Here is a 17828-nt window from a genome sequence, read left to right as displayed (position 1 = left end):
GTCGGAAGAATGGAGATCCGCCCGGCAAGGGCGGCATGGGACAAGGGAACAGACGCGGTCTGGGCAGGCCTGCCTGCGGGCCGGGAACTGCCCTCCCGGCGCCAAGCTTCAGCCTTCAGGCTTGAAGCGACAGGCTGTGTTGCAGGGCGCGCAGCAGCGGATGAGGTGTCCAACCGCGGTCGCCCAAGCGGGTAATCTGCCAGATACCCATCAGGCTATTGGAGAGAAACACCGCATCGGCGTCAATCAAGCGCCGCGCGGAAAGTCGCGTTTCAGTAAAAGGGCGTCCGATATCCAAACAATGCGCGGTCAACCAATCCCGCACCGCGCCGTTGACGCCGCAACGGTCCAGCCTGGGCGTAACGATCGCCTCGCCTTCCAGCAGGTAGACATTGCTCATCGTGCCTTCCGCCACCCAGCCTTCCATGTCCAGCATCAGGCCTTCGGCGATGGCGGGATCTTGCCACTCCGAGCGCGCCAACACGTTCTCCAGCCGGTTCAAATGCTTGACCCCGGCCAGCGCCGGCTGCAAGGCCAGGCGGGTGTCGCACCAGCGCGCCGTCACGCCCTGTTCCGCCCGCTCCGGCGGATAGCCGTTCCAGGCCGCGGCGCTGACGATGCGGGTGCACGATTGCGCCTCCGGCATCGCGTAGCCGCGCGCGCCCGCGCCGCGGGTCAGCACGATCTTGGCCGCGGCGCGCGGCATGCCCTCGCCCGCCGCCGCCAGCTCGGCCAACAGCAAAGCCTCCTCGGGCGGCGGCAGCCGCAGCCTGCGCGCGTCCTCGCACAGCCTCGCGTACTGCCAGGTCCACAAGCGCGGCCGGCCGTTCAGCAGCTCCAGGGTGCGGAACACGCCGTCGCCGTAGGCCAGGCCGCGATCCGCCGCGGCTATCCTATCGCCGGGCCGGCCGTTGATCAGCATCGCCATCAGGCCTGCTCCACGCCCAGCGCCCGCAGCAGGCCCCGCGCCTTGTGGCGGGTTTCCTGCAATTCGCGCTCGGGGTCGGAATCGGCGACGATGCCGCCGCCGGCGCGAAAACGCAGCGCGCCGCCCTCTTGCATGAAGGTGCGGATCAGGATGTTCAGGTCCATGCTGCCGTCGCGGTTGAGATAGCCCAGGCTGCCGGTATAGGCGCGGCGCGCGCTGTTTTCCAGCTCGCGGATGATTTGCATGGTGCGCACCTTGGGACAGCCGGTGATGGTGCCGCCGGGAAACAAGGCGCGCAGCGTTTCCGCCGGGCCGACGCCGGGGCGCAGGCGGCCGCGGACGTTGGATTCGATGTGATGGACATAGGCGTAACTGGCCACCGCCATCAATTCATTGACCTCGACGCTGCCGGGCTGGCAGATGCGGCCCAGGTCGTTGCGCTCCAGATCGATCAACATCACGTGCTCGGCCCGCTCCTTGACGCTGGAAATCAGCCGTTGCTTCAAGGCGGCGTCTTCCGCCGGGTCCGGCGAGCGCGGATGGGTGCCGGCGATGGGCCGCGTTTCCGCCCAGCCGTCGCGCACCCGCACCAGCCGCTCCGGCGACGAGCTGACGATCTGCGCGTCGCCGAAGTCCGCCAAGGCGGAAAACGGCGCCGGGTTGGCGCGGCGCAGGGCGGAGAACAGGTCGGCCGCGGCGATGCCGGTTTCCAGCTCGGCGCGCCAGCCGCGCGAAATATTCACCTGGAACACATCGCCTTCGTAGATGTAGCGCTTGAGGCGAACCACCGCGTCGGTATACCACTGCGGCGGATCTTCCTCCAGATCCCGCAACGCCACCGGGCGCGGCGCGAAGGCCGGCGCAGCCTGGGCCAGGCTCAAGGCCCGCTGCCACAGTTCGGCGCTTTCCGCCACGATCCAGCCGCAGCCCTCGCGGCGGTCCACCAGCACCGCCGCCGGGGTGCGCGCCAGCGCCGCCAGCGGAAAGCTGTCCGGCAGCGCCTCGGCCACGCTGGGCTCGAACTCGGACAGCAGGTCGTAGCCGAGGTAAAGGAAATGCCCGCCGACAAAGGGCAGTTGATGGCGGTTGTCGACCGGCTGCGGCTTGAACTCCGCCAAGCGGCGCATAAAATCGCCGCCCTCGCCGGCGTAAAACAGCTCGCGCCCTTCTTCCAGCAGCAACAGGTCCCAGCCGGCGTCGCCGGAGGACATCATCAAGTACGGAAAGGTTTGCGGATCCGCCGCATGCATCGCCAGCAGGTCCGGCGCAAAATCCAGTTTCTGAGTGAACATCGAGAAGTCCCGGGCCGGCAGCCCGGCGCAGCTTGCCGCCCGCTTTCAGGGCGGACGACGTGAAAACAAAGAAAAACCGCTGCGAGTGTAGCGCAGCGGTTCGGACTGTCAATCGACAAGACGGCGATCAGACGCGCTTGAACACCAGCGTGCCGTTGGTGCCGCCAAAACCGAAGGAGTTGGAGATGCCGATGTCGATCTTCATCTCGCGCGCGGTATTGGCCACGTAATCCAGATCGCAGCCGGCCTCCACATCCTGATCGTGCAGGTTGATGGTGGGCGGCGAGATTTGGTTATGCACCGCCAGAATGGTGTAGATCGCCTCCACGCCGCCGGCACCGCCCAGCAAGTGGCCGGTCATCGACTTGGTGGAGTTGACCACCAATTTCTTGGCGTGGTCGCCGAAAGCCATCTTGAGCGCGGTGGTCTCGTTGGCGTCGCCCAAGGGCGTAGACGTGCCGTGAGCGTTCACGTACTGCACCTGGTCGGCGTTGACGCCGGCGTCGCGCAGCGCGTTGCTCACGCCGCGCGCCGGGCCCTCGGCGCTGGGCGCCGTGATGTGGTGCGCGTCCGAACTCATGCCGAAGCCTATCAGCTCGGCGTAGATCTTCGCGCCGCGCTTGACCGCGTGCTCGTAGTCTTCCAGCACCAGCACGCCGGCGCCCTCGCCCATCACGAAACCGTCGCGGCCCTTGTCCCAGGGACGCGAGGCCGTGGCCGGGTCGTCGTTGCGCGTGGACAAGGCCTTCATCGCGGCGAAGCCGCCGATGCCCAGCCGCGAAACCGCGCCTTCGGCGCCGCCGGCCACCATCACGTCGGCGTCGCCGTACTGGATCATTCGCGCCGCGTCGCCGATGCAGTGCGCGCCGGTGGTGCAGGCGGACACGATGCCGTAGGTCGGACCCTGATAACCTTTCAGGATGGAGACCTGGCCGGCGATCAGATTGATCAGCGAGCCCGGGATGAAGAACGGACCGATCTTGCGCGGGCCGCCTTCTTGCAAGGCCACGCCGGTTTCCTCGATCAGCGGCAGGCCGCCGATGCCGGAACCGATGTTGACGCCGACCCGGGTCTTGTCCAGGCTCGGAATGTCGTCCAGGCCCGCGTCCGCCACCGCCTGCAAGGCCGCGGCGATGCCGTAGTGAATGAACAGGTCGTTGCGGCGGGCTTCCTTCGGCGAGATATAGTCGCTGATCTCAAAGCCCTTCACTTCGCCGGCGATCTGGCAAGCCATGTCGCTGGCGTCGAAACGGGTAATCTTGGCGATGCCGCTGTTGCCGGCCAGCAAATTGGCCCAACCGGTGGCGACATCATTGCCGACCGGGGACACATGGCCCAGGCCGGTTACTACAACTCTGCGTTTTGACACGAAGAATCTCCGTGAGAAATGGGAGGGCAGTCTCCCCCACGAGACCGTCCGCGCATTGCGATGCCCTGCGGTTTGGCAGGGATCAAACGCGCGTTTGGCATCCTCTTGGCAAAAGACCTCTGCGAAGAGACCAGAAGGCTCCGGGCAGAGGTCCTAATACCCCTCGAAAGGGAAGGAATTACTTGTTCAGGTGGGCAGTGACGTAGTCGACGGCTTGCTGAACGGTGGTGATCTTCTCGGCCTCTTCATCCGGAATTTCGCACTCGAACTCTTCTTCCAGAGCCATTACCAGCTCAACGGTGTCGAGGGAGTCGGCGCCCAGATCGTCCACGAACGAAGATTCGATTTTCACTTCGGCTTCGTTCACGCCCAGTTGTTCGGCAACGATCTTCTTAACGCGCGCTTCGATGTTTTCCATTTGTTTAAACCCTTGACCTTTCTGATTCGGGATAACAAAACCCCGGTATTCTACAAAAAAAAATTAGAGCAGCCTACCTAAATCTCCAGGCGGGCCGCAAGCTCGTTCACGGCATCAACATGCCGCCGTTGACATGCAGCGTCTGGCCGGTGATGTAGCCAGCGCGATCCGACGCCAAAAACGCGGCGGCGTCGGCGATATCCTTGGCGTCGCCCAGGCGACCCAGGGCGATCTGTTCGACCAGCGCCGCGCGTTGCGCCTCCGGCAGCGCGCGGGTCATGTCGGTGTCGATGAAGCCGGGAGCCACGCAATTGACGGTGATGTTGCGGCTGCCCACTTCGCGCGCCATCGACTTGGTGAAGCCGATGATGCCGGCCTTGGCCGCCGAGTAGTTGGTCTGACCCGGATTGCCGGACACGCCCACCACCGAGGCGATATTGATGATGCGGCCGAAGCGCGCCTTCATCATGCCGCGCAGCACCGCCTTGGACGCCTTGAACACCGATTTCAGATTGGTGTCCATGATGTCGTCCCAGTCCTCGTCCTTCATCCGCATCAGCAAGCCGTCGCGGGTGATGCCGGCATTATTGACCAGGATCGCGATCGCGCCGAATTCTTTCTCGATGGCTTCGACCAGCGCGTCGATCGCGCCGGCCTCGGTCACATTCAACACCCGGCCGGCGCCGCCCTGTGCGGACAGACGCTCGTGGATGCTCGCTGCGCCGGCCTCGCTGGTCGCGGTGCCGATCACCACGGCCCCTTCGGCGGCCAGCGCCGCGGCGATCGCCGCGCCGATGCCGCGCGACGCGCCGGTGACCAATGTCACTTTGCCTTGCAGGCTCATTGCAGTCTCCTTATCGTTATCCCGGCCCCGTCTTCGCGAGGCCGCATTGCATTCAGTTCAGTTCGCCGCGGGCGGCTTCCAGCGCCGCCACATCGGTCAGCGCCAGGCATTTGACGTTGCCGTCGATGCGCTTGGCCAGGCCGGCCAACACTCTGCCCGGGCCGCATTCCGCCATCTGCGTCACGCCGTCGGCGGCCAGCTTCTGGATGGTTTCGGTCCAGCGCACCGGCATGTACAGCTGGCGGGTCAGCGCGTCGCGAATCTGCGCCGGCTCGTTGTAGCTGGCCACGTCGGCGTTGTGCAGCACCGGGATGGCCGGCGCGCTGATGTCCGCCTGCTCCAGCGCCGCGGCCAGTTGTTCCGCCGCCGGCCGCATCAGCGCGCAATGCGAAGGCACCGACACCGGCAAGGGCAGCGCGCGCTTGGCGCCGCGGGCCTTGCACTGCTCCATCGCCCGCTCCACCGCCCCTTTATGGCCGGCGATCACCACCTGGCCAGGCGAATTGAAGTTGACCGCTTCCACCACTTCGCCCTGAGCCGCTTCCGCGCAGGCGGCGCGGATGTCCTCGTCGGACAGGTTCAGGATGGCGGCCATCGCGCCGACGCCGACCGGCACCGCGGACTGCATCGCCTCGGCGCGCAGGCGCACCAGCTTCACCGCTTCGGCGAAGGGCAAGGCCGCCGCCGCCACCAGGGCGGTGTATTCGCCCAGGCTGTGGCCGGCCACCAGCGTCGGCTGTCGGCCGTTCAACTCCTGCCAGGCCAGATAAGTGGCGTAGCCGGCGGCCAGCATGATGGGCTGGGTGTTGACGGTGGCGTTGATCTCGTCGGCCGAGTCCGCCTGCAGCATCGCCCACAGGTCGACGCTCAAGGCGTCCGATGCTTCGTCAAAAGTGTGTTTCACCACGGGCAGGTCGGCAAAGCCGTCCATCATTTTCAAGCTTTGCGAGCCTTGGCCCGGGAACAGAAATGCAAACGCCATAGTCGACTCCTGAGAATTCGACGCAAGAATGACGCAAACCGGCGACGTCTGCCAAGCCTAACGATCAAATATCGCTGAGGCTAGTGACCTCACGGTCAGCCGTCGGCGGCTTGCGCGCCAATGTTTGGATCAGATCTTCAACAATACAGCGCCCCAGGCGAAACCGCCGCCTATGCCTTCCAGCAATACGGTCTGGCCTGGACGAATGCGCCCGTCGCGCACCGCGCAGTCCAAGGCCAGCGGAATCGACGCGGCGGAAGTATTGCCCTGTTGCGGCAATGTGACGATCACCCGTTCCATCGGCAAGCCCAAATGCTTGGCGGTGGATTCGATGATGCGCAGATTGGCCTGGTGCGGCACCAGCCAGTCCACTTCGCTCTTGTCGACGCCGGCTTCCGCCAGCGTCTTGGCGGCGATGTCGGACAAGGCCTTGACCGCGAATTTGAACACCGCCGGGCCGTCCATGTGCAGATAGGGCATGCCCTGGATCTTGCCGCCGGAAATCTGGGCCGGGGTGTTGAGAATGTCCTTGTAGCGTCCGTCCGCCGCCAGCTTGGCGTGCAGGATGCCCGGCTCTTCGGAGTCGCCGAGAATCACCGCGCCGGCGCCGTCGCCGAACAGCACGCAGGTGCGGCGGTCGTCCCAGTCCAGCACCCGCGACATGATTTCCGCGCCCACCACCAGGGCGCGGCGGGCCATGCCGCTCTTGATGTAGTTGTTGGCGGTCACCAGCGCGAACATGAAGCCGGCGCACACCGCCTGCACGTCGAACGCCGCGCAGCCGGGAATGCCCAGCTTTTCCTGCAACAGACAGGCGGTGCTGGGGAAGACCATGTCGGGCGTGGTGGTGGCGACGATGATCAGATCGATCTCGCGCTTGTCGATGCCCGCGCTCTGGATAGCGGCTTCCGCCGCCTTGAGCGCGAGATCGCTGGTTTTGTGTTCTTCTGCGGCAATATGGCGCGCGTGGATGCCGGTGCGCGAGACTATCCACTCGTCGCTGGTATCCACGCGTTCGGCCAACTGCGCATTGGTGAGCACCTGCTCGGGCAGAAAGCTGCCGGTGCCTAGAATGCGGGAATAGCCCATGGTTGTCAGTTCGCTTCCGCCTCGGACTGCTTGAGATTGTTTAATTGGTGCGCAATCCGGTCGGCGATGTGACCAATCACGTCGGAGCCGGCTTCCTCGCAAGCCTGCTCCAGCGCGTAACGGAATCCTGTGACATCGGTCCCGCCGTGGCTTTTCACCACGATGCCGCGCAGCCCCAGCAAGCTGGCGCCGTTGTAGCGGCGGGGATCGATGCGCTTCTTGAACAGTTTTAGCACCGGCAGCGCGGCCAACGCGCACAAACGCGTCCACCAACTGCGGCCAAACTCTTCGCGCAGGAACACGGCGAACATGTGAGCCAGCCCCTCAGCTGTCTTCAAAGCCACGTTGCCGGTGAAACCGTCGCAGACTACCACATCCACCGTGCCTTTACAGATGTCGTCGCCCTCCACGTTGCCGTGGAAATTGAGTTCGGACTGGCGCAGCAGTTCTGCGGTCTTCTTGATGTTGTCGTTGCCCTTGATGTCTTCCGAGCCGATGTTCAGCAGGCCGACGCTGGGACTGGCGTTGCCGCTGAGGCACACCACCAGTTCGGACCCCATGATGCCGAACTGCAACAGTTGTTCCGGGGTGCAATCGACGTTGGCGCCCAAATCCAGCACGCAAGACGAGCCCTTGACGGTGGGCAGCATTTTGGCGATGGCGGGACGGTCGATGCCGGGAATGGTCTTGAGCACGAAACGCGCGGTCGCCATCAGCGCGCCGGTGTTGCCGGCGGACACGGCGGCCTGAGCCTCGCCCTCTTTGACCAGATTGATGGCCACCCGCATCGACGAATCTTTCTTGTTCTTCAAGGCGAGCTGAGGCGCCTCATCCATGCCCACCACTTGGGTGGCGTGCTGGATGCGGATGCGTTCACGCGCGACGCCTTGATGCGCGTCCAGTTCCGCCTCTAGGGCCGGCTGGTCGCCAACAAGAATCAAACGGGTGTCGGGATGGTTCTGCAGGAATTGGATCGATGCAGGGACGGTAACCTTGAGGCCAACGTCACCGCCCATTGCATCAACCGCGACGGTGATAGTCATCAACGAGTGCGGTAATAGTGCTGCCTAATCAGTGGGGAAAGTAGGAAAACGGGGAGATTACTCGCCCTTGGTCTTCACAACTTTGCGGCCGCGGTAGAAACCGTTCGGGCTGATGTGGTGGCGCAGATGCGCTTCGCCGGTGGTGGCTTCTACAGCCAATGCCGGGGCGGTCAGAAAATCGTGTGCACGATGCATGCCGCGCTTGGACGGGGACTTTTTGTTCTGTTGAACAGCCATGGTCGACTCCTAAGAAATTCAAGTAGATTCGGTTCGAATCCGGGTTTTACTCGGACTTGGGTCTCTTAAGCGCCGCCAGCACCGCAAACGGATTGGGCTTGTCAGCCTTGGCGAGCGAGAGAGTTTCCCTGCCGCAGTCGTCGTGTTTCGGCGATAGCGGCAAGCCCATAATGATTTCGTCTTCGATCAGCGCCGTCAGGTTCAGTTCCGGTTCGGCGATGATCGCGTCCAGCTCTTCGTCTTGCTCGCAAGCTTCTTCCAGCTTGTCCGGGTCGGTAAACAAGGTGACCACCGAATCGGTGTCCAGGCTGTAAGGCATACTTTCCATGCAGCGCTGGCAAGTCACTTTGAGTTCCGCCGACAAATGAAGACGCAGCGACAAACGGTTCAACCGGTCGCGAAAACCGTCCAGGGCGTATTCCACGTCCCCGGAGGTGTCGGACAGGTCGCTGTGCACACGCTCATCCAGCTCGCCAACCGGCAGTTTGCCGGCCTGCGAACGCCCTTCCCGGGCGAACTTGAGCGGATCGATCAAAATCGGTTTAGACATAAACCTCGCATGGTACAATCCATTCCCCTGATTTGTCAAAAGAAACAAGGAGCCCTCCGCGCGCGCCGTCAGGCCGCCCCGGCTCCGCAACAAGCGACGTCCACATCATGCAGATCGTACTGGCCTCCACTTCCCGCTACCGCCAAGAAATCATCGCCCGCCTGGGCCTGCCCTTCCACGCCGAACCGCCGGTGTGCGACGAAACCCCGCTGCCGGGCGAGACCGCGCTGGAAACCGCGGTGAGGCTGGCGCGCACCAAGGCGCAATCGCTGGCGGACAAACACCCGCAAGCGCTGATCATAGGCTCCGACCAGGTGGCTTTGCTTGACGGACAACAGATAGGCAAGCCAGGATCGTTTGAAAACGGCGTCAAGATGCTGCAATGGATGAGCGGCCGCACCGTGGTCTTCCACTCGGCGCTGGCCTTGTACAACAGCGCCGAGGACCGGCTGCAGGAAGCGGTGGGCATCACCCGCGTCACGCTGCGCGAACTGAACGAAGCGCAGATCCGCAACTATCTGGAACGCGAGCCGGACGCGCTGCACTGCGCCGGCAGCGCCAAGAGCGAGGGCCTTGGCGGCGCGCTGCTGGAACGCGTGGAATCCGACGACCCCAACGCGCTGATCGGCGTGCCGCTGTTCAAACTGATTACGATGCTGGCCAACGAAGGCGTGGAGATTTTGCGATGAGCGGCACCCTGTTTCTGATCCCCGCCCCCTTGGGCGACGAATCCATCGCCTGGCTGCCCGAAGCCGAGCGCGCCAAGGTGTTGCACCTGACCCGCTTCGTGGTGGAAGCCGAAAAAACCGCGCGCAGACATCTGAAGGCGCTGGGCGTCAGCGCGCCCATCCGCGAACTGGCCATGAGCACGCTGAACGAGCACACCCCGGCCGCCGACGTCGCCGCCCTGCTGCAGCCGCTGCTGGACGGCCACGACCTGGGCCTGATTTCCGAAGCGGGCTGCCCGGCGGTGGCCGACCCCGGCGCGCAACTGGTGGCGCTGGCGCACGAGCGCGGCTTGCGGGTGGAGCCCTTGATCGGCCCCTCCTCCATCCTGCTGGCGCTGATGGCCAGCGGCGCCAACGGCCAGTGTTTCGCCTTTCACGGCTATCTGCCGGTGGACGCCGCCGACAAGGCCAAAACCGTCAAGGAGCTGGAGCAGCGTTCGCGCCAGCGCAACGAGACCCAGGTCTTCATTGAAACGCCGTACCGCAACAACGCGCTGCTGCAACAATTGCGCGACACCCTGTCCCCGGCCACCCGGCTGGCGGTGGCCTGCGACCTGACCCTGCCGAGCCAGACCATCGTCAGCCGCCGGGTCAAGGACTGGCCCAAGGACGCGCCGGACCTGCACAAGCGCCCGGCCATTTTCATCATTCACGCCGCCTGAGCCCGACCATGGCCAAGATTCCGCCGCTGATCCACTCCCTGCTGGACACTGACCTTTACAAGTTCACCATGCTGCAAGTGGTGCTGCACCAATTCCCCGCCTCCCACGGCGAGTACGAGTTCAAGTGCCGCAACCGCCCGGACATGCCGCTGACCCAGTTGAAGAAGGAATTGGAAGCGCAGCTGGACTGGCTGTGCCAGTTGCACTTCACTCAGGAAGAGCTGGCCCACCTGCGCACGCTGCGCTTCATCAAGAGCGATTTCGTCGATTATCTGGAGTTGTTCCATCTGCAGCGGCGCTTCATCACCGTGTCCTGCCAGGATGAGGAGCTGGTGATCCGCATCAAGGGCCCGCTGGTGCAGGCGATGTTCTTTGAAATCTTCGTGCTCGCCATCGTCAACGAGCTGTATTTCCGCCGCCTGGATTCGGCCGAGGTCCGCGCCGAGGGCCTGCGCCGGCTGGAAGCCAAGATCGCCGTGCTGGAACGCTTCCGCGACGGCGAGGCCGAGCGGCAGCGCTTTCCCTTGCTGATCGCCGACTTCGGCACCCGCCGCCGTTTCAGCCGGGAATGGCAGCAACACGTGGTGGAGCGCCTGAACAACGCGCTGCCGGACATCTTCCGCGGCACCAGCAACGTCTACCTGGCCTGGAAGCTGGGCATCACCCCGATAGGCACCATGGCCCATGAGTTCTTCCAGGCCTTCCAGGCGCTGGGGGTGCGGCTGCGCGATTTCCAGAAGGCGGCGCTGGAATCCTGGGTGCAGGAATACCGCGGCGACCTCGGCATCGCGCTGACCGACGTGGTGGGCATGGACGCCTTCCTGGCCGACTTCGACCTCTACTTCGCCAAGCTGTTCGACGGCCTGCGTCACGACAGCGGCGACCCCTATCAATGGGGTGAAAAGGCGATCGCGCATTACCGCAAGCTGCGCATCGATCCGGCCACCAAGATGCTGACCTTCAGCGACGGCCTGAGCGTGGACAGCGCGCTGGACCTGCACCGCCATTTCAGCCCGCACATCCAGGTCAGCTTCGGCATCGGCACTCATTTCACCAACGACATGGGGCTGGAGCCGCTGCAAATCGTGCTCAAACTGGTCAGCTGCAACGGCCAACCGGTGGCCAAGCTGTCCGACAGCCCGGGCAAGACCATGTGCAGCGACGAAACCTTCCTCGCTTACCTGCGCCAGGTGTTCAAGGTGGGTCTACCGGCCTGAGAGCCCATTCAAAGCCTGCTGCGCGTCGGAAGGGAAATGGTGCGCTGAGTGCCGGCTTCGAAACGCTCATGCAGCACTCGCGCACTCCGCTTGCTCGGCCGTTTTCGCCTTGTCTCGTCCTAGCCCGCGAGACTTTGAACAGGCCCTGAGTCCTCCGCGACCCCCAACGCGCTCAGCACTTGCCGGCGCGCCGGCTCGGACAGGCGCTCGCCGGCCAGCGCCGCCGTCTGCCGGCCCAAGGCTTGATAGACGGCGCGCAAGCCCTCGTCGTCCAACGCCTGCAGATGCAGCGCCACCGTCGACGCGTCGCCGCGCGCGATGGGCCCGGTCAAGGCCGCTTGCGGCCCCAAGGCCAGCGCGTTCTCCAAGGTCTGCCGCATCAGGCCGCCCAGCAAGGGCGTAATCAATTCTTCCGGCACGCCGCCCTGCCTGGCCAAGTGCCGCGCAATGGCGGTCAGCGTCACCAGATAATTGGACGCCACCGACAAGGCCGCGTGATAGGCCGGCTTGCCGCCGTCGGCCAGTTCAAACGGCCGCCCGCCTATGGCCTGCGCCAACTCTCGCAAAGCGGCGCACGCCTCGGCGTCGCCCTCCAGCGCGCACAGCACGTCGGAAAACCCCTCCAGCGCGACAGCGGGATCGGCGAAGGAAAACGCCGGATGCAGGCTGCCGATGTGCGCGCCGCGCGCCGCCGCCGGCCGCAACAATTCGGAGCCGCTGACGCCGCTGGCGTGGAACACCACGGCGCCGGCCGGCACGCTCGCCGCCGCCAGCCGCTGCGCGCAATCGGCGATCGCCGCGTCCGGCACCGCCAGCAAATAAAGATCGGCGGCGGACACATCCGCCCACTCGGTCACCGCTCGGCCCATGCCGATGAAGGCGCAGGCGGCGGCGGCGGAATCCGCGCCGCGCGTCATCACGTCCTGCACCCGGTAGCGGCCGGAACGCCGCGCCAGCGCCGCCAAGGTCTTGCCCAGACGCCCCGCGCCTATGATGTTGATCCGAATCACGCTTCCCCCTGCAAATTCCAAACCGCCCGCGCGAGGTCGAATCCGGGCGCAGACAAAAAAACGGCCTTGCACGATAATGCCGGCAAGGACGCCGCGCATCGGCGACGCCTGCCTCCGGAGAGACCCATCATGCAGCTCGCCGTTTTTCTCGGCGTCATCGCCGTCGTCTTTCTCTACCTGATCACGCTTTACAACGCGCTGGTCAATTTGAAGCACCAGTTGACGCAAAGCTGGGCCAATATCGACGTCATCCTCAAGCAGCGCCACGACGAACTGCCCAAGCTGGTCGAGGTGTGCCGGCAATACGCCCAGTTCGAACAGGAAACCCTGAGCCAAGTGATGGCCGCCCGCGGCGCGGTGGCCGACTCCGCCCGCGCGCGCGACCCGGAAGCCCTAGGCGCCGCGGAAGGTCGCTTGCACGGCCTGATCACTCAGCTGTACGCGGTGGCCGAGGCCTATCCGGCGCTGCAGGCCGATCAGCAATTCTCTCAACTGAGCGCGCGCATCAGCCAGCTGGAAGAAGCGCTGGCCGATCGCCGCGAACTGTACAACGAGGCGGTCAAACTCCACAACGCCCGCATCGAACAGTTCCCCGATGTGCTGCTGGCCCGCCTGTTCCACTTCCCGCCGGCCCGGCCGCTGCGCTTCGCCGCCGCGGAAACCCGCGACGTAGACATGAAAGCGCTGTTCGCGCGCCACTGACATGCCGGCGCCGTCCCCCCTGCTGCCGGGCCTGGGCCTGGCCCTATATTTGTTGGCCGTCGCCGCATCGCTCCTTGGCGGCGAAGCTCGCCACGGCCTGCTGATCGCCGCCGCGGTCGGACTGATAGGCTGGCGACTGAATTACCGCCATTATCGCCAAATAGCGGACACGCCCACCTCCAGGCTGGCCAGCGCGGCGCTGGGCCAGGTCGAATTATGCGGCCAGGCCCGCTGCCATCCGGGCGCGCCCAACCACAGCCCCTTAAGCGGCCGGCGCTGCGCCTGGTACCGCTGCTGGCGCATAGACGAGCGCGGCAAGCTGGACTGGGAGGACTGGCTGACATGGGCCATGCAACGCTCCAACCGGCTGGCGACCCGCACCAACCCGCCGGAAGTCAGCAGCGACGACAGCTTCCTGCTGGTGGACGGCGACGCGGAAGCCACCATCCTTCCCGAGGCAGCGCAAGTAGCCGTCCGCCGCCGGCGCCGCTGGCACGAGGACGGCATGCTGCTGATAGAGGAATGGATAGACGAAGGCGAGGCCATCTATGTCCGCGGCCAGCTGCGCCGGCTGGAGCCCCGCGCCAGCGCTCTGGACTTGCGCCTGGACATCGGCGCCAAACTGGCGGAATGGAAACACGACAAGGAAGACCTGCTGCGCCGCTTCGACCTGGACGGAGACGGCCAGCTCAGCGAGCAAGAGTGGTCGCTGGCGCGCGCCGCGGCGCAAGGCGAAGTCCTCGCCCTGCAGCAGGAGCTGGCGCGACAGCCCGCCTCCCTCTTGCTGCAGGGCGACGACCAAGGCGGGCCCTTGATCATCACCACCCTGTCGCCGCAGCAGAGCGCCCGACTGTTCCGCCGCCGCGCCTGGCTGCACGCCGCCGTGGCGCTCGCCTGCGCCTTGGCTTGGCTCAAGCTGACGCGGTTCTGAACCGCTATACTGAAACAAGAGCACTCGCCACGCGGCAGGAGCGCACATGATCCGCCTGATCTACAGCAGCGCAGCCCAACACCCGGTTTCCGCCGAGACCATGCAAAACCGCATCCGTCGTTTCCGCGACCACAACCGCAGCCAGGGCGTCGTCAGCGTGCTGCTGATGCTGAACGACGACTTCCTGCAAATCCTGGAAGGCCCGGAAGACATCATCGACGCGCTCTATCAACGCATCGCGCGCGACCCGCTGCACCATCAGCTGACCTTGTTGTCGCGCGAGGAAATCGACCACCCTATGCTGGCGAACCACCCGCTGGAATACCTGGCCCCTACGCCTCAAGCCGACGGCAAGCCGCTGTCCGCGGCCGCCATCGCCCGAGACGCCGGCTGGACCCTGCACGGCAAGGTCCAGCAAGTAATCCAAAGCTTTCTCGACGGCAAATGGCACCACCACCTGCCCAACGGCATGAATCCGCAAGTGCTGCGCCGCGGCTGAGAACCTGTTCACGATCTGCTTCGCCTCCTGAGGCGCGGCACGGCGAGCACGGCGTCGCAATGCTCATGCATCCTCAGCGCATTCCTCTTTCTCAATCGTAAGCAAGTTCCCACAAAGGCTTAAGACGCGGCAGCCGCCAGCGCCTGGTCGACATCGGCCAGGATGTCGTCGATGTGTTCGATGCCTATCGACAAACGCACCATTTCCGGCCGCACCCCGGCGCGCAATTGCTCTTCGGCCGACAACTGGCGATGGGTGGTGGTGGCCGGGTGGCAGGCCAGCGACTTGGCGTCGCCGATATTCACCAGCCGGGTCACCAGTTGCAAGGCGTCGATGAAACGCCCGCCGGCGGCCGCGCCGCCGCGGATACCGAAGGACAGTACGCCGGAAGCCTTGCCGCCGAAGTAACGCCGCACCAGCCCGTGGTCCGGGTGATCCTCCAGCCCGGCGTACTCGACCCACTCCACCGCCGGATGAGCCCGCAGATGCGCGGCCACTTGCAGCGCGTTGGCGCAGATGCGGTCCATGCGCAGCGCCAGCGTTTCAATCCCCTGCAAGATCAGAAAGGCGTTGAACGGCGCCAGCGCCGCGCCCATATTGCGCAAGGGCACCACCCGCGCCCGCGCGATATAAGCCGCCGCGCCCAGCGCCTCCACATAGTTGACGCCGTGATAGCTGACGTCCGGCGTGTTCAAGCGCGCGAAGCGCTCGGCGTGCTCCGCCCAGGGAAAGCGGCCGCTGTCGACGATGGCGCCGCCTATGCTGTTGCCGTGCCCGCCCAGATACTTGGTCAGGCTGTGCACCACGATATCGGCGCCGTGCTCGAACGGCCGGCATAGATAAGGAGACGGCACCGTGTTGTCGACGATCAGGGGCAGACCATGACGATGCGCCTGCTCGGCGAAGGCGGCGAAATCGACCACATTGCCCAGCGGATTGCCGATGGACTCGCAGAACACCGCCTTGGTGCGCGCGTCCACCAACTCCGCGATCTGCTCCGGCCGGCGATAGTCGACGAAGCGCACCTCGATGCCCAGTTGCGGCAAGGTGTGGGCGAACAGATTATAAGTGCCGCCGTACAAGGTGCTGGTCGCGATGATGTTGTCGCCGGCCTCGGCGATGGTTTGTATCGCATAGGCGATCGCCGCCATGCCGGAAGCCACCGCCAAGGCGCCAATCCCGCCCTCCAGCGCCGCCACCCGCTTTTCCAACACGTCGGTGGTCGGGTTCATGATGCGGGTGTAGATATTGCCCTGCACCTTGAGATCGAACAGATCCGCGCCGTGCTGGGTGCTGTCGAAAGCGTAGCTGGTGGTTTGGTACAAAGGCACCGCCACCGCCTTGGTTGTCGGATCCGGCGCATAGCCGGCATGCACCGCCAGGGTTTCCAGTTTCATCTCGTCAGTCCTTCCTTCTATAGAGTGAGTCGCGCGGCGTCCGCCTATGCCACCCGCCTACCTTAACCGGGAACCGAAACCAACAAAAGAAGCGAAACCTAAAACCGCCAAACCAAACAATCTATGCGGAAGCGAGCACAGACAATAGCCGAGACATTGATCATCAACCAGACCAAACAAATCAAATTATGTTTTTACAAACAAGGAGTTGCCACTCACACACGAAATCACAGCGATGCGTAAAAACGTCGGACCTCAAGCTATTTACATAGCCAATGCTTTCTATTATGATTCAGATACGAATTCATTTTGATGTGCTTCTTGCAGCATCGTGAATTCTCTTCAAGTCACGTTGATTTTTGAGCCCGCCTTCCGCGGGCTCATTTTTTTTCACGCCACACACTGCTCTCCTCTCGTCCAAACCCCGGCATACCCTCCTGTCATCACGCTTTCCGCTTGATAGTGTTTTTTTACAACAGTGATCGCCAATGAGTGAATTTCATAATTTCCCCATTTGCTTCATTGGCTTATGCAGACATTCGCATGTAAAACCACACATACAAAGCAACAATTGGTTGTTGATTTGCAACACAGCGTTTACCGAAAAGTTGCATTTAAACAACTTAGCCAATAGCATTTGCTCACATTCCTAAACCCATATAAAAGGATGACTTGACCATGAAAAAGAGTCTGATCGCCCTGCTGGTAGCTACTCTGCCGGCTGCAGCTTTCGCTGACGTGACCATCTACGGCAAAATCAAAGGCGGCGTTGAATACGTTGACAATGGTTCCACCAAGCAAACCAACATCGACGACCTGGGTTCCCGTATCGGCTTCAAAGGCAAGGAAGACCTGGGCAACGGTCTGAAAGCTATCTGGCAAGTTGAAACCGGCTTTGGCATCGACGGCCAAACCCGTACCGGTTCCGGCAGCGGCACTTTCGCCAACCGCAACTCCTTCATCGGCCTGCAAAGCGACCTGGGCACTCTGCGCCTGGGCAACGTGTCCAACTTCATGGACAGCGATATGGGCATCGTCGACAGCTGGGAATACCGCAACGACGCACTGGGTCTGGGCATCTTCACCCGTGACGGCAACCGCCTGAAGAACTCCGTACGCTACGACCTGCCGAGCATCGCTGGCTTCAGCGCCGCTCTGCAATACGGCACCAAAGAGAACAAAGCTGGCACTGCTGACGCAATCACTGGCAAAGTTCAATCCGACCGCGAAGTTTACAACCTGGGTCTGGGCTACGAAAACAGCGGCTTCTTCGGCAAGTACAGCTTCCAGCGCGAAGGCACCGCCATCATCGACAGCGTTAACTCCCGTCGTAACGACAAGCATCGCCTGGAAGTTGGCTACAACGCCAACAACCTGCTGGTTGCTTTCGGCTACCAACAAGAAAAAGGCGGCCTGGACGTAGTTAAAGGCTCCACTTGGTACGATCTGGTTAGCAAAGGCCTGGACCTGACCAACGTTGACCTGACCAAAGACGTCAAGACCCGCGAATACGCTCTGACCGCGGCTTACACCATCGGCGCTTTCACCCCGAAATTCACCTACGCCCGCGGCGACAAGGTTGAAATCGGCGGCGCTAAAGTGAACGACAGCGGCTACAACCAGTACGTGCTGGGCGTTGACTACGCGATCTCCAAGCGCACCACCTTCGGCGCGCAATACGGCCAGATCGACGTTAAAGGCGGCGTGAACAACGCCAACAAGGATCTGAAGGCTTTCGGCCTGAACATGATCCACGCATTCTAATTTGTCGGTTCGACGCAAGAACCCACGAACAGAATGAGAAAAAGGCCCGCGCAAGCGGGCCTTTTTCATTGCTTCAAAAGCGCCCCAGCCGCCCACACACCTGCATCCGGCAAAGTGGAGACAGCCTCGGGAAAAACATAAGAAGATCAACGCGAATACAGCTGCA

Annotated in this window: 19 protein-coding genes; 7 read left to right on the top strand and 12 right to left on the bottom strand. The window is 63.5% G+C overall.

The window, feature by feature from the left end; translation table 11 throughout:
- Nucleotides 1–115 precede the first annotated feature (115 nt).
- From pabC to JW897_RS18200, 10 genes are all read right to left on the bottom strand, one after another.
- Nucleotides 116–928, bottom strand: coding sequence for an aminodeoxychorismate lyase (gene pabC, locus JW897_RS18245; protein WP_205467183.1), 813 nt, complete (start codon nt 926–928; stop codon nt 116–118).
- A complete protein-coding gene (locus JW897_RS18240) occupies nt 928–2220 on the bottom strand; it encodes an aminodeoxychorismate synthase component I (protein WP_205467182.1) in 1293 nt (430 codons plus the stop codon). The genes pabC and JW897_RS18240 overlap by 1 nt, the downstream gene beginning before the upstream one ends.
- 127 nt (nt 2221–2347) lie before the next feature.
- The gene (gene fabF / locus JW897_RS18235; RefSeq protein ID WP_048414975.1) at nt 2348–3589 is read right to left on the bottom strand and encodes a beta-ketoacyl-ACP synthase II; all 1242 of its coding nucleotides are present in this window, start codon (nt 3587–3589) and stop codon (nt 2348–2350) included.
- Nucleotides 3590–3767: 178 nt separating this feature from the next.
- Entirely contained in the window at nt 3768–4007 is a 240-nt protein-coding gene (gene acpP / locus JW897_RS18230; RefSeq protein ID WP_019103041.1) for an acyl carrier protein, read from the bottom strand.
- Nucleotides 4008–4113: 106 nt separating this feature from the next.
- Nucleotides 4114–4851, bottom strand: coding sequence for a 3-oxoacyl-ACP reductase FabG (gene fabG, locus JW897_RS18225; protein WP_205467181.1), 738 nt, complete (start codon nt 4849–4851; stop codon nt 4114–4116).
- A 52-nt stretch (nt 4852–4903) separates the two neighbouring features.
- A complete protein-coding gene (fabD, locus tag JW897_RS18220; protein ID WP_048414977.1) occupies nt 4904–5833 on the bottom strand; it encodes an ACP S-malonyltransferase in 930 nt (309 codons plus the stop codon).
- Between the two features lie 129 nt (nt 5834–5962).
- Nucleotides 5963–6922 carry a beta-ketoacyl-ACP synthase III gene (locus JW897_RS18215; protein WP_048414978.1) on the bottom strand — a complete coding sequence of 320 codons (960 nt, stop codon included), beginning with the start codon at nt 6920–6922 and terminating at the stop codon, nt 5963–5965.
- A 5-nt stretch (nt 6923–6927) separates the two neighbouring features.
- A complete protein-coding gene (gene plsX, locus JW897_RS18210) occupies nt 6928–7965 on the bottom strand; it encodes a phosphate acyltransferase PlsX (protein WP_048414979.1) in 1038 nt (345 codons plus the stop codon).
- Between the two features lie 57 nt (nt 7966–8022).
- Entirely contained in the window at nt 8023–8202 is a 180-nt protein-coding gene (gene rpmF, locus JW897_RS18205; protein WP_048414980.1) for a 50S ribosomal protein L32, read from the bottom strand.
- Between the two features lie 46 nt (nt 8203–8248).
- Nucleotides 8249–8752 (bottom strand): YceD family protein, encoded by a 504-nt coding sequence (locus JW897_RS18200; protein WP_048414981.1) that lies wholly within the window; start codon nt 8750–8752, stop codon nt 8249–8251.
- Nucleotides 8753–8859: 107 nt separating this feature from the next.
- Here JW897_RS18200 and JW897_RS18195 point away from each other — a divergent pair, with 107 nt between their 5' ends.
- The 3 genes from JW897_RS18195 to pncB are packed head-to-tail and all read left to right on the top strand — an operon-like array spanning nt 8860 to nt 11359.
- Complete coding sequence (locus JW897_RS18195) at nt 8860–9441, top strand: Maf family protein (protein WP_205467180.1); 582 nt, start codon at nt 8860–8862, stop codon at nt 9439–9441.
- Complete coding sequence (locus JW897_RS18190; RefSeq protein WP_048414983.1) at nt 9438–10142, top strand: SAM-dependent methyltransferase; 705 nt, start codon at nt 9438–9440, stop codon at nt 10140–10142. The genes JW897_RS18195 and JW897_RS18190 overlap by 4 nt, the downstream gene beginning before the upstream one ends.
- A 17-nt stretch (nt 10143–10159) precedes the next feature.
- Complete coding sequence (pncB, locus tag JW897_RS18185; protein ID WP_048415106.1) at nt 10160–11359, top strand: nicotinate phosphoribosyltransferase; 1200 nt, start codon at nt 10160–10162, stop codon at nt 11357–11359.
- Between the two features lie 119 nt (nt 11360–11478).
- Here pncB and JW897_RS18180 read toward each other — a convergent pair whose 3' ends face one another.
- Complete coding sequence (locus JW897_RS18180; RefSeq protein ID WP_205467179.1) at nt 11479–12369, bottom strand: DUF2520 domain-containing protein; 891 nt, start codon at nt 12367–12369, stop codon at nt 11479–11481.
- Nucleotides 12370–12498: 129 nt separating this feature from the next.
- Between JW897_RS18180 and JW897_RS18175 the strand changes: the two genes are divergently transcribed.
- The 3 genes from JW897_RS18175 to JW897_RS18165 are packed head-to-tail and all read left to right on the top strand — an operon-like array spanning nt 12499 to nt 14501.
- Nucleotides 12499–13071, top strand: coding sequence for a LemA family protein (locus tag JW897_RS18175; RefSeq protein WP_205467178.1), 573 nt, complete (start codon nt 12499–12501; stop codon nt 13069–13071).
- Nucleotide 13072: 1 nt separating this feature from the next.
- Complete coding sequence (locus JW897_RS18170; RefSeq protein ID WP_205467177.1) at nt 13073–14002, top strand: EF-hand domain-containing protein; 930 nt, start codon at nt 13073–13075, stop codon at nt 14000–14002.
- A 46-nt stretch (nt 14003–14048) separates the two neighbouring features.
- Nucleotides 14049–14501: a BLUF domain-containing protein gene (locus tag JW897_RS18165; RefSeq protein ID WP_053077426.1), complete on the top strand. Its 453-nt coding sequence runs from the start codon at nt 14049–14051 to the stop codon at nt 14499–14501.
- 119 nt (nt 14502–14620) lie between these two features.
- On the opposite strand, the gene JW897_RS18160 is transcribed toward JW897_RS18165, so the two are convergent.
- Entirely contained in the window at nt 14621–15898 is a 1278-nt protein-coding gene (locus JW897_RS18160; protein WP_205467176.1) for an O-acetylhomoserine aminocarboxypropyltransferase/cysteine synthase family protein, read from the bottom strand.
- Nucleotides 15899–16576: 678 nt separating this feature from the next.
- On the opposite strand from JW897_RS18160, the gene JW897_RS18155 reads away from it, so the two are divergent.
- Nucleotides 16577–17662 carry a porin gene (locus JW897_RS18155; protein WP_107732680.1) on the top strand — a complete coding sequence of 362 codons (1086 nt, stop codon included), beginning with the start codon at nt 16577–16579 and terminating at the stop codon, nt 17660–17662.
- The last annotated feature ends 166 nt before the right edge of the window (nt 17663–17828 follow it).

Origin of the sequence: Chromobacterium alkanivorans (assembly GCF_016937655.1) — a bacterium.
GTDB classification, from domain to species: Bacteria; Pseudomonadota; Gammaproteobacteria; order Burkholderiales; family Chromobacteriaceae; genus Chromobacterium; species Chromobacterium alkanivorans.
This window is presented reverse-complemented; position numbering and strand designations above follow the sequence as displayed.

Bases quoted from the DNA above. Each gene is read 5' to 3' on its own strand.
- pabC (WP_205467183.1), bottom strand. From the start codon at position 928: ATGGCGATGCTGATCAACGGCCGGCCCGGCGATAGGATAGCCGCGGCG.
- JW897_RS18240 (WP_205467182.1), bottom strand. From the start codon at position 2,220: ATGTTCACTCAGAAACTGGATTTTGCGCCGGACCTGCTGGCGATGCAT.
- acpP (WP_019103041.1), bottom strand. From the start codon at position 4,007: ATGGAAAACATCGAAGCGCGCGTTAAGAAGATCGTTGCCGAACAACTG.
- fabG (WP_205467181.1), bottom strand. From the start codon at position 4,851: ATGAGCCTGCAAGGCAAAGTGACATTGGTCACCGGCGCGTCGCGCGGC.
- fabD (WP_048414977.1), bottom strand. From the start codon at position 5,833: ATGGCGTTTGCATTTCTGTTCCCGGGCCAAGGCTCGCAAAGCTTGAAA.
- JW897_RS18215 (WP_048414978.1), bottom strand. From the start codon at position 6,922: ATGGGCTATTCCCGCATTCTAGGCACCGGCAGCTTTCTGCCCGAGCAG.
- plsX (WP_048414979.1), bottom strand. From the start codon at position 7,965: ATGACTATCACCGTCGCGGTTGATGCAATGGGCGGTGACGTTGGCCTC.
- rpmF (WP_048414980.1), bottom strand. From the start codon at position 8,202: ATGGCTGTTCAACAGAACAAAAAGTCCCCGTCCAAGCGCGGCATGCAT.
- JW897_RS18200 (WP_048414981.1), bottom strand. From the start codon at position 8,752: ATGTCTAAACCGATTTTGATCGATCCGCTCAAGTTCGCCCGGGAAGGG.
- JW897_RS18195 (WP_205467180.1), top strand. From the start codon at position 8,860: ATGCAGATCGTACTGGCCTCCACTTCCCGCTACCGCCAAGAAATCATC.
- JW897_RS18190 (WP_048414983.1), top strand. From the start codon at position 9,438: ATGAGCGGCACCCTGTTTCTGATCCCCGCCCCCTTGGGCGACGAATCC.
- JW897_RS18175 (WP_205467178.1), top strand. From the start codon at position 12,499: ATGCAGCTCGCCGTTTTTCTCGGCGTCATCGCCGTCGTCTTTCTCTAC.
- JW897_RS18170 (WP_205467177.1), top strand. From the start codon at position 13,073: ATGCCGGCGCCGTCCCCCCTGCTGCCGGGCCTGGGCCTGGCCCTATAT.
- JW897_RS18165 (WP_053077426.1), top strand. From the start codon at position 14,049: ATGATCCGCCTGATCTACAGCAGCGCAGCCCAACACCCGGTTTCCGCC.
- JW897_RS18160 (WP_205467176.1), bottom strand. From the start codon at position 15,898: ATGAAACTGGAAACCCTGGCGGTGCATGCCGGCTATGCGCCGGATCCG.
- JW897_RS18155 (WP_107732680.1), top strand. From the start codon at position 16,577: ATGAAAAAGAGTCTGATCGCCCTGCTGGTAGCTACTCTGCCGGCTGCA.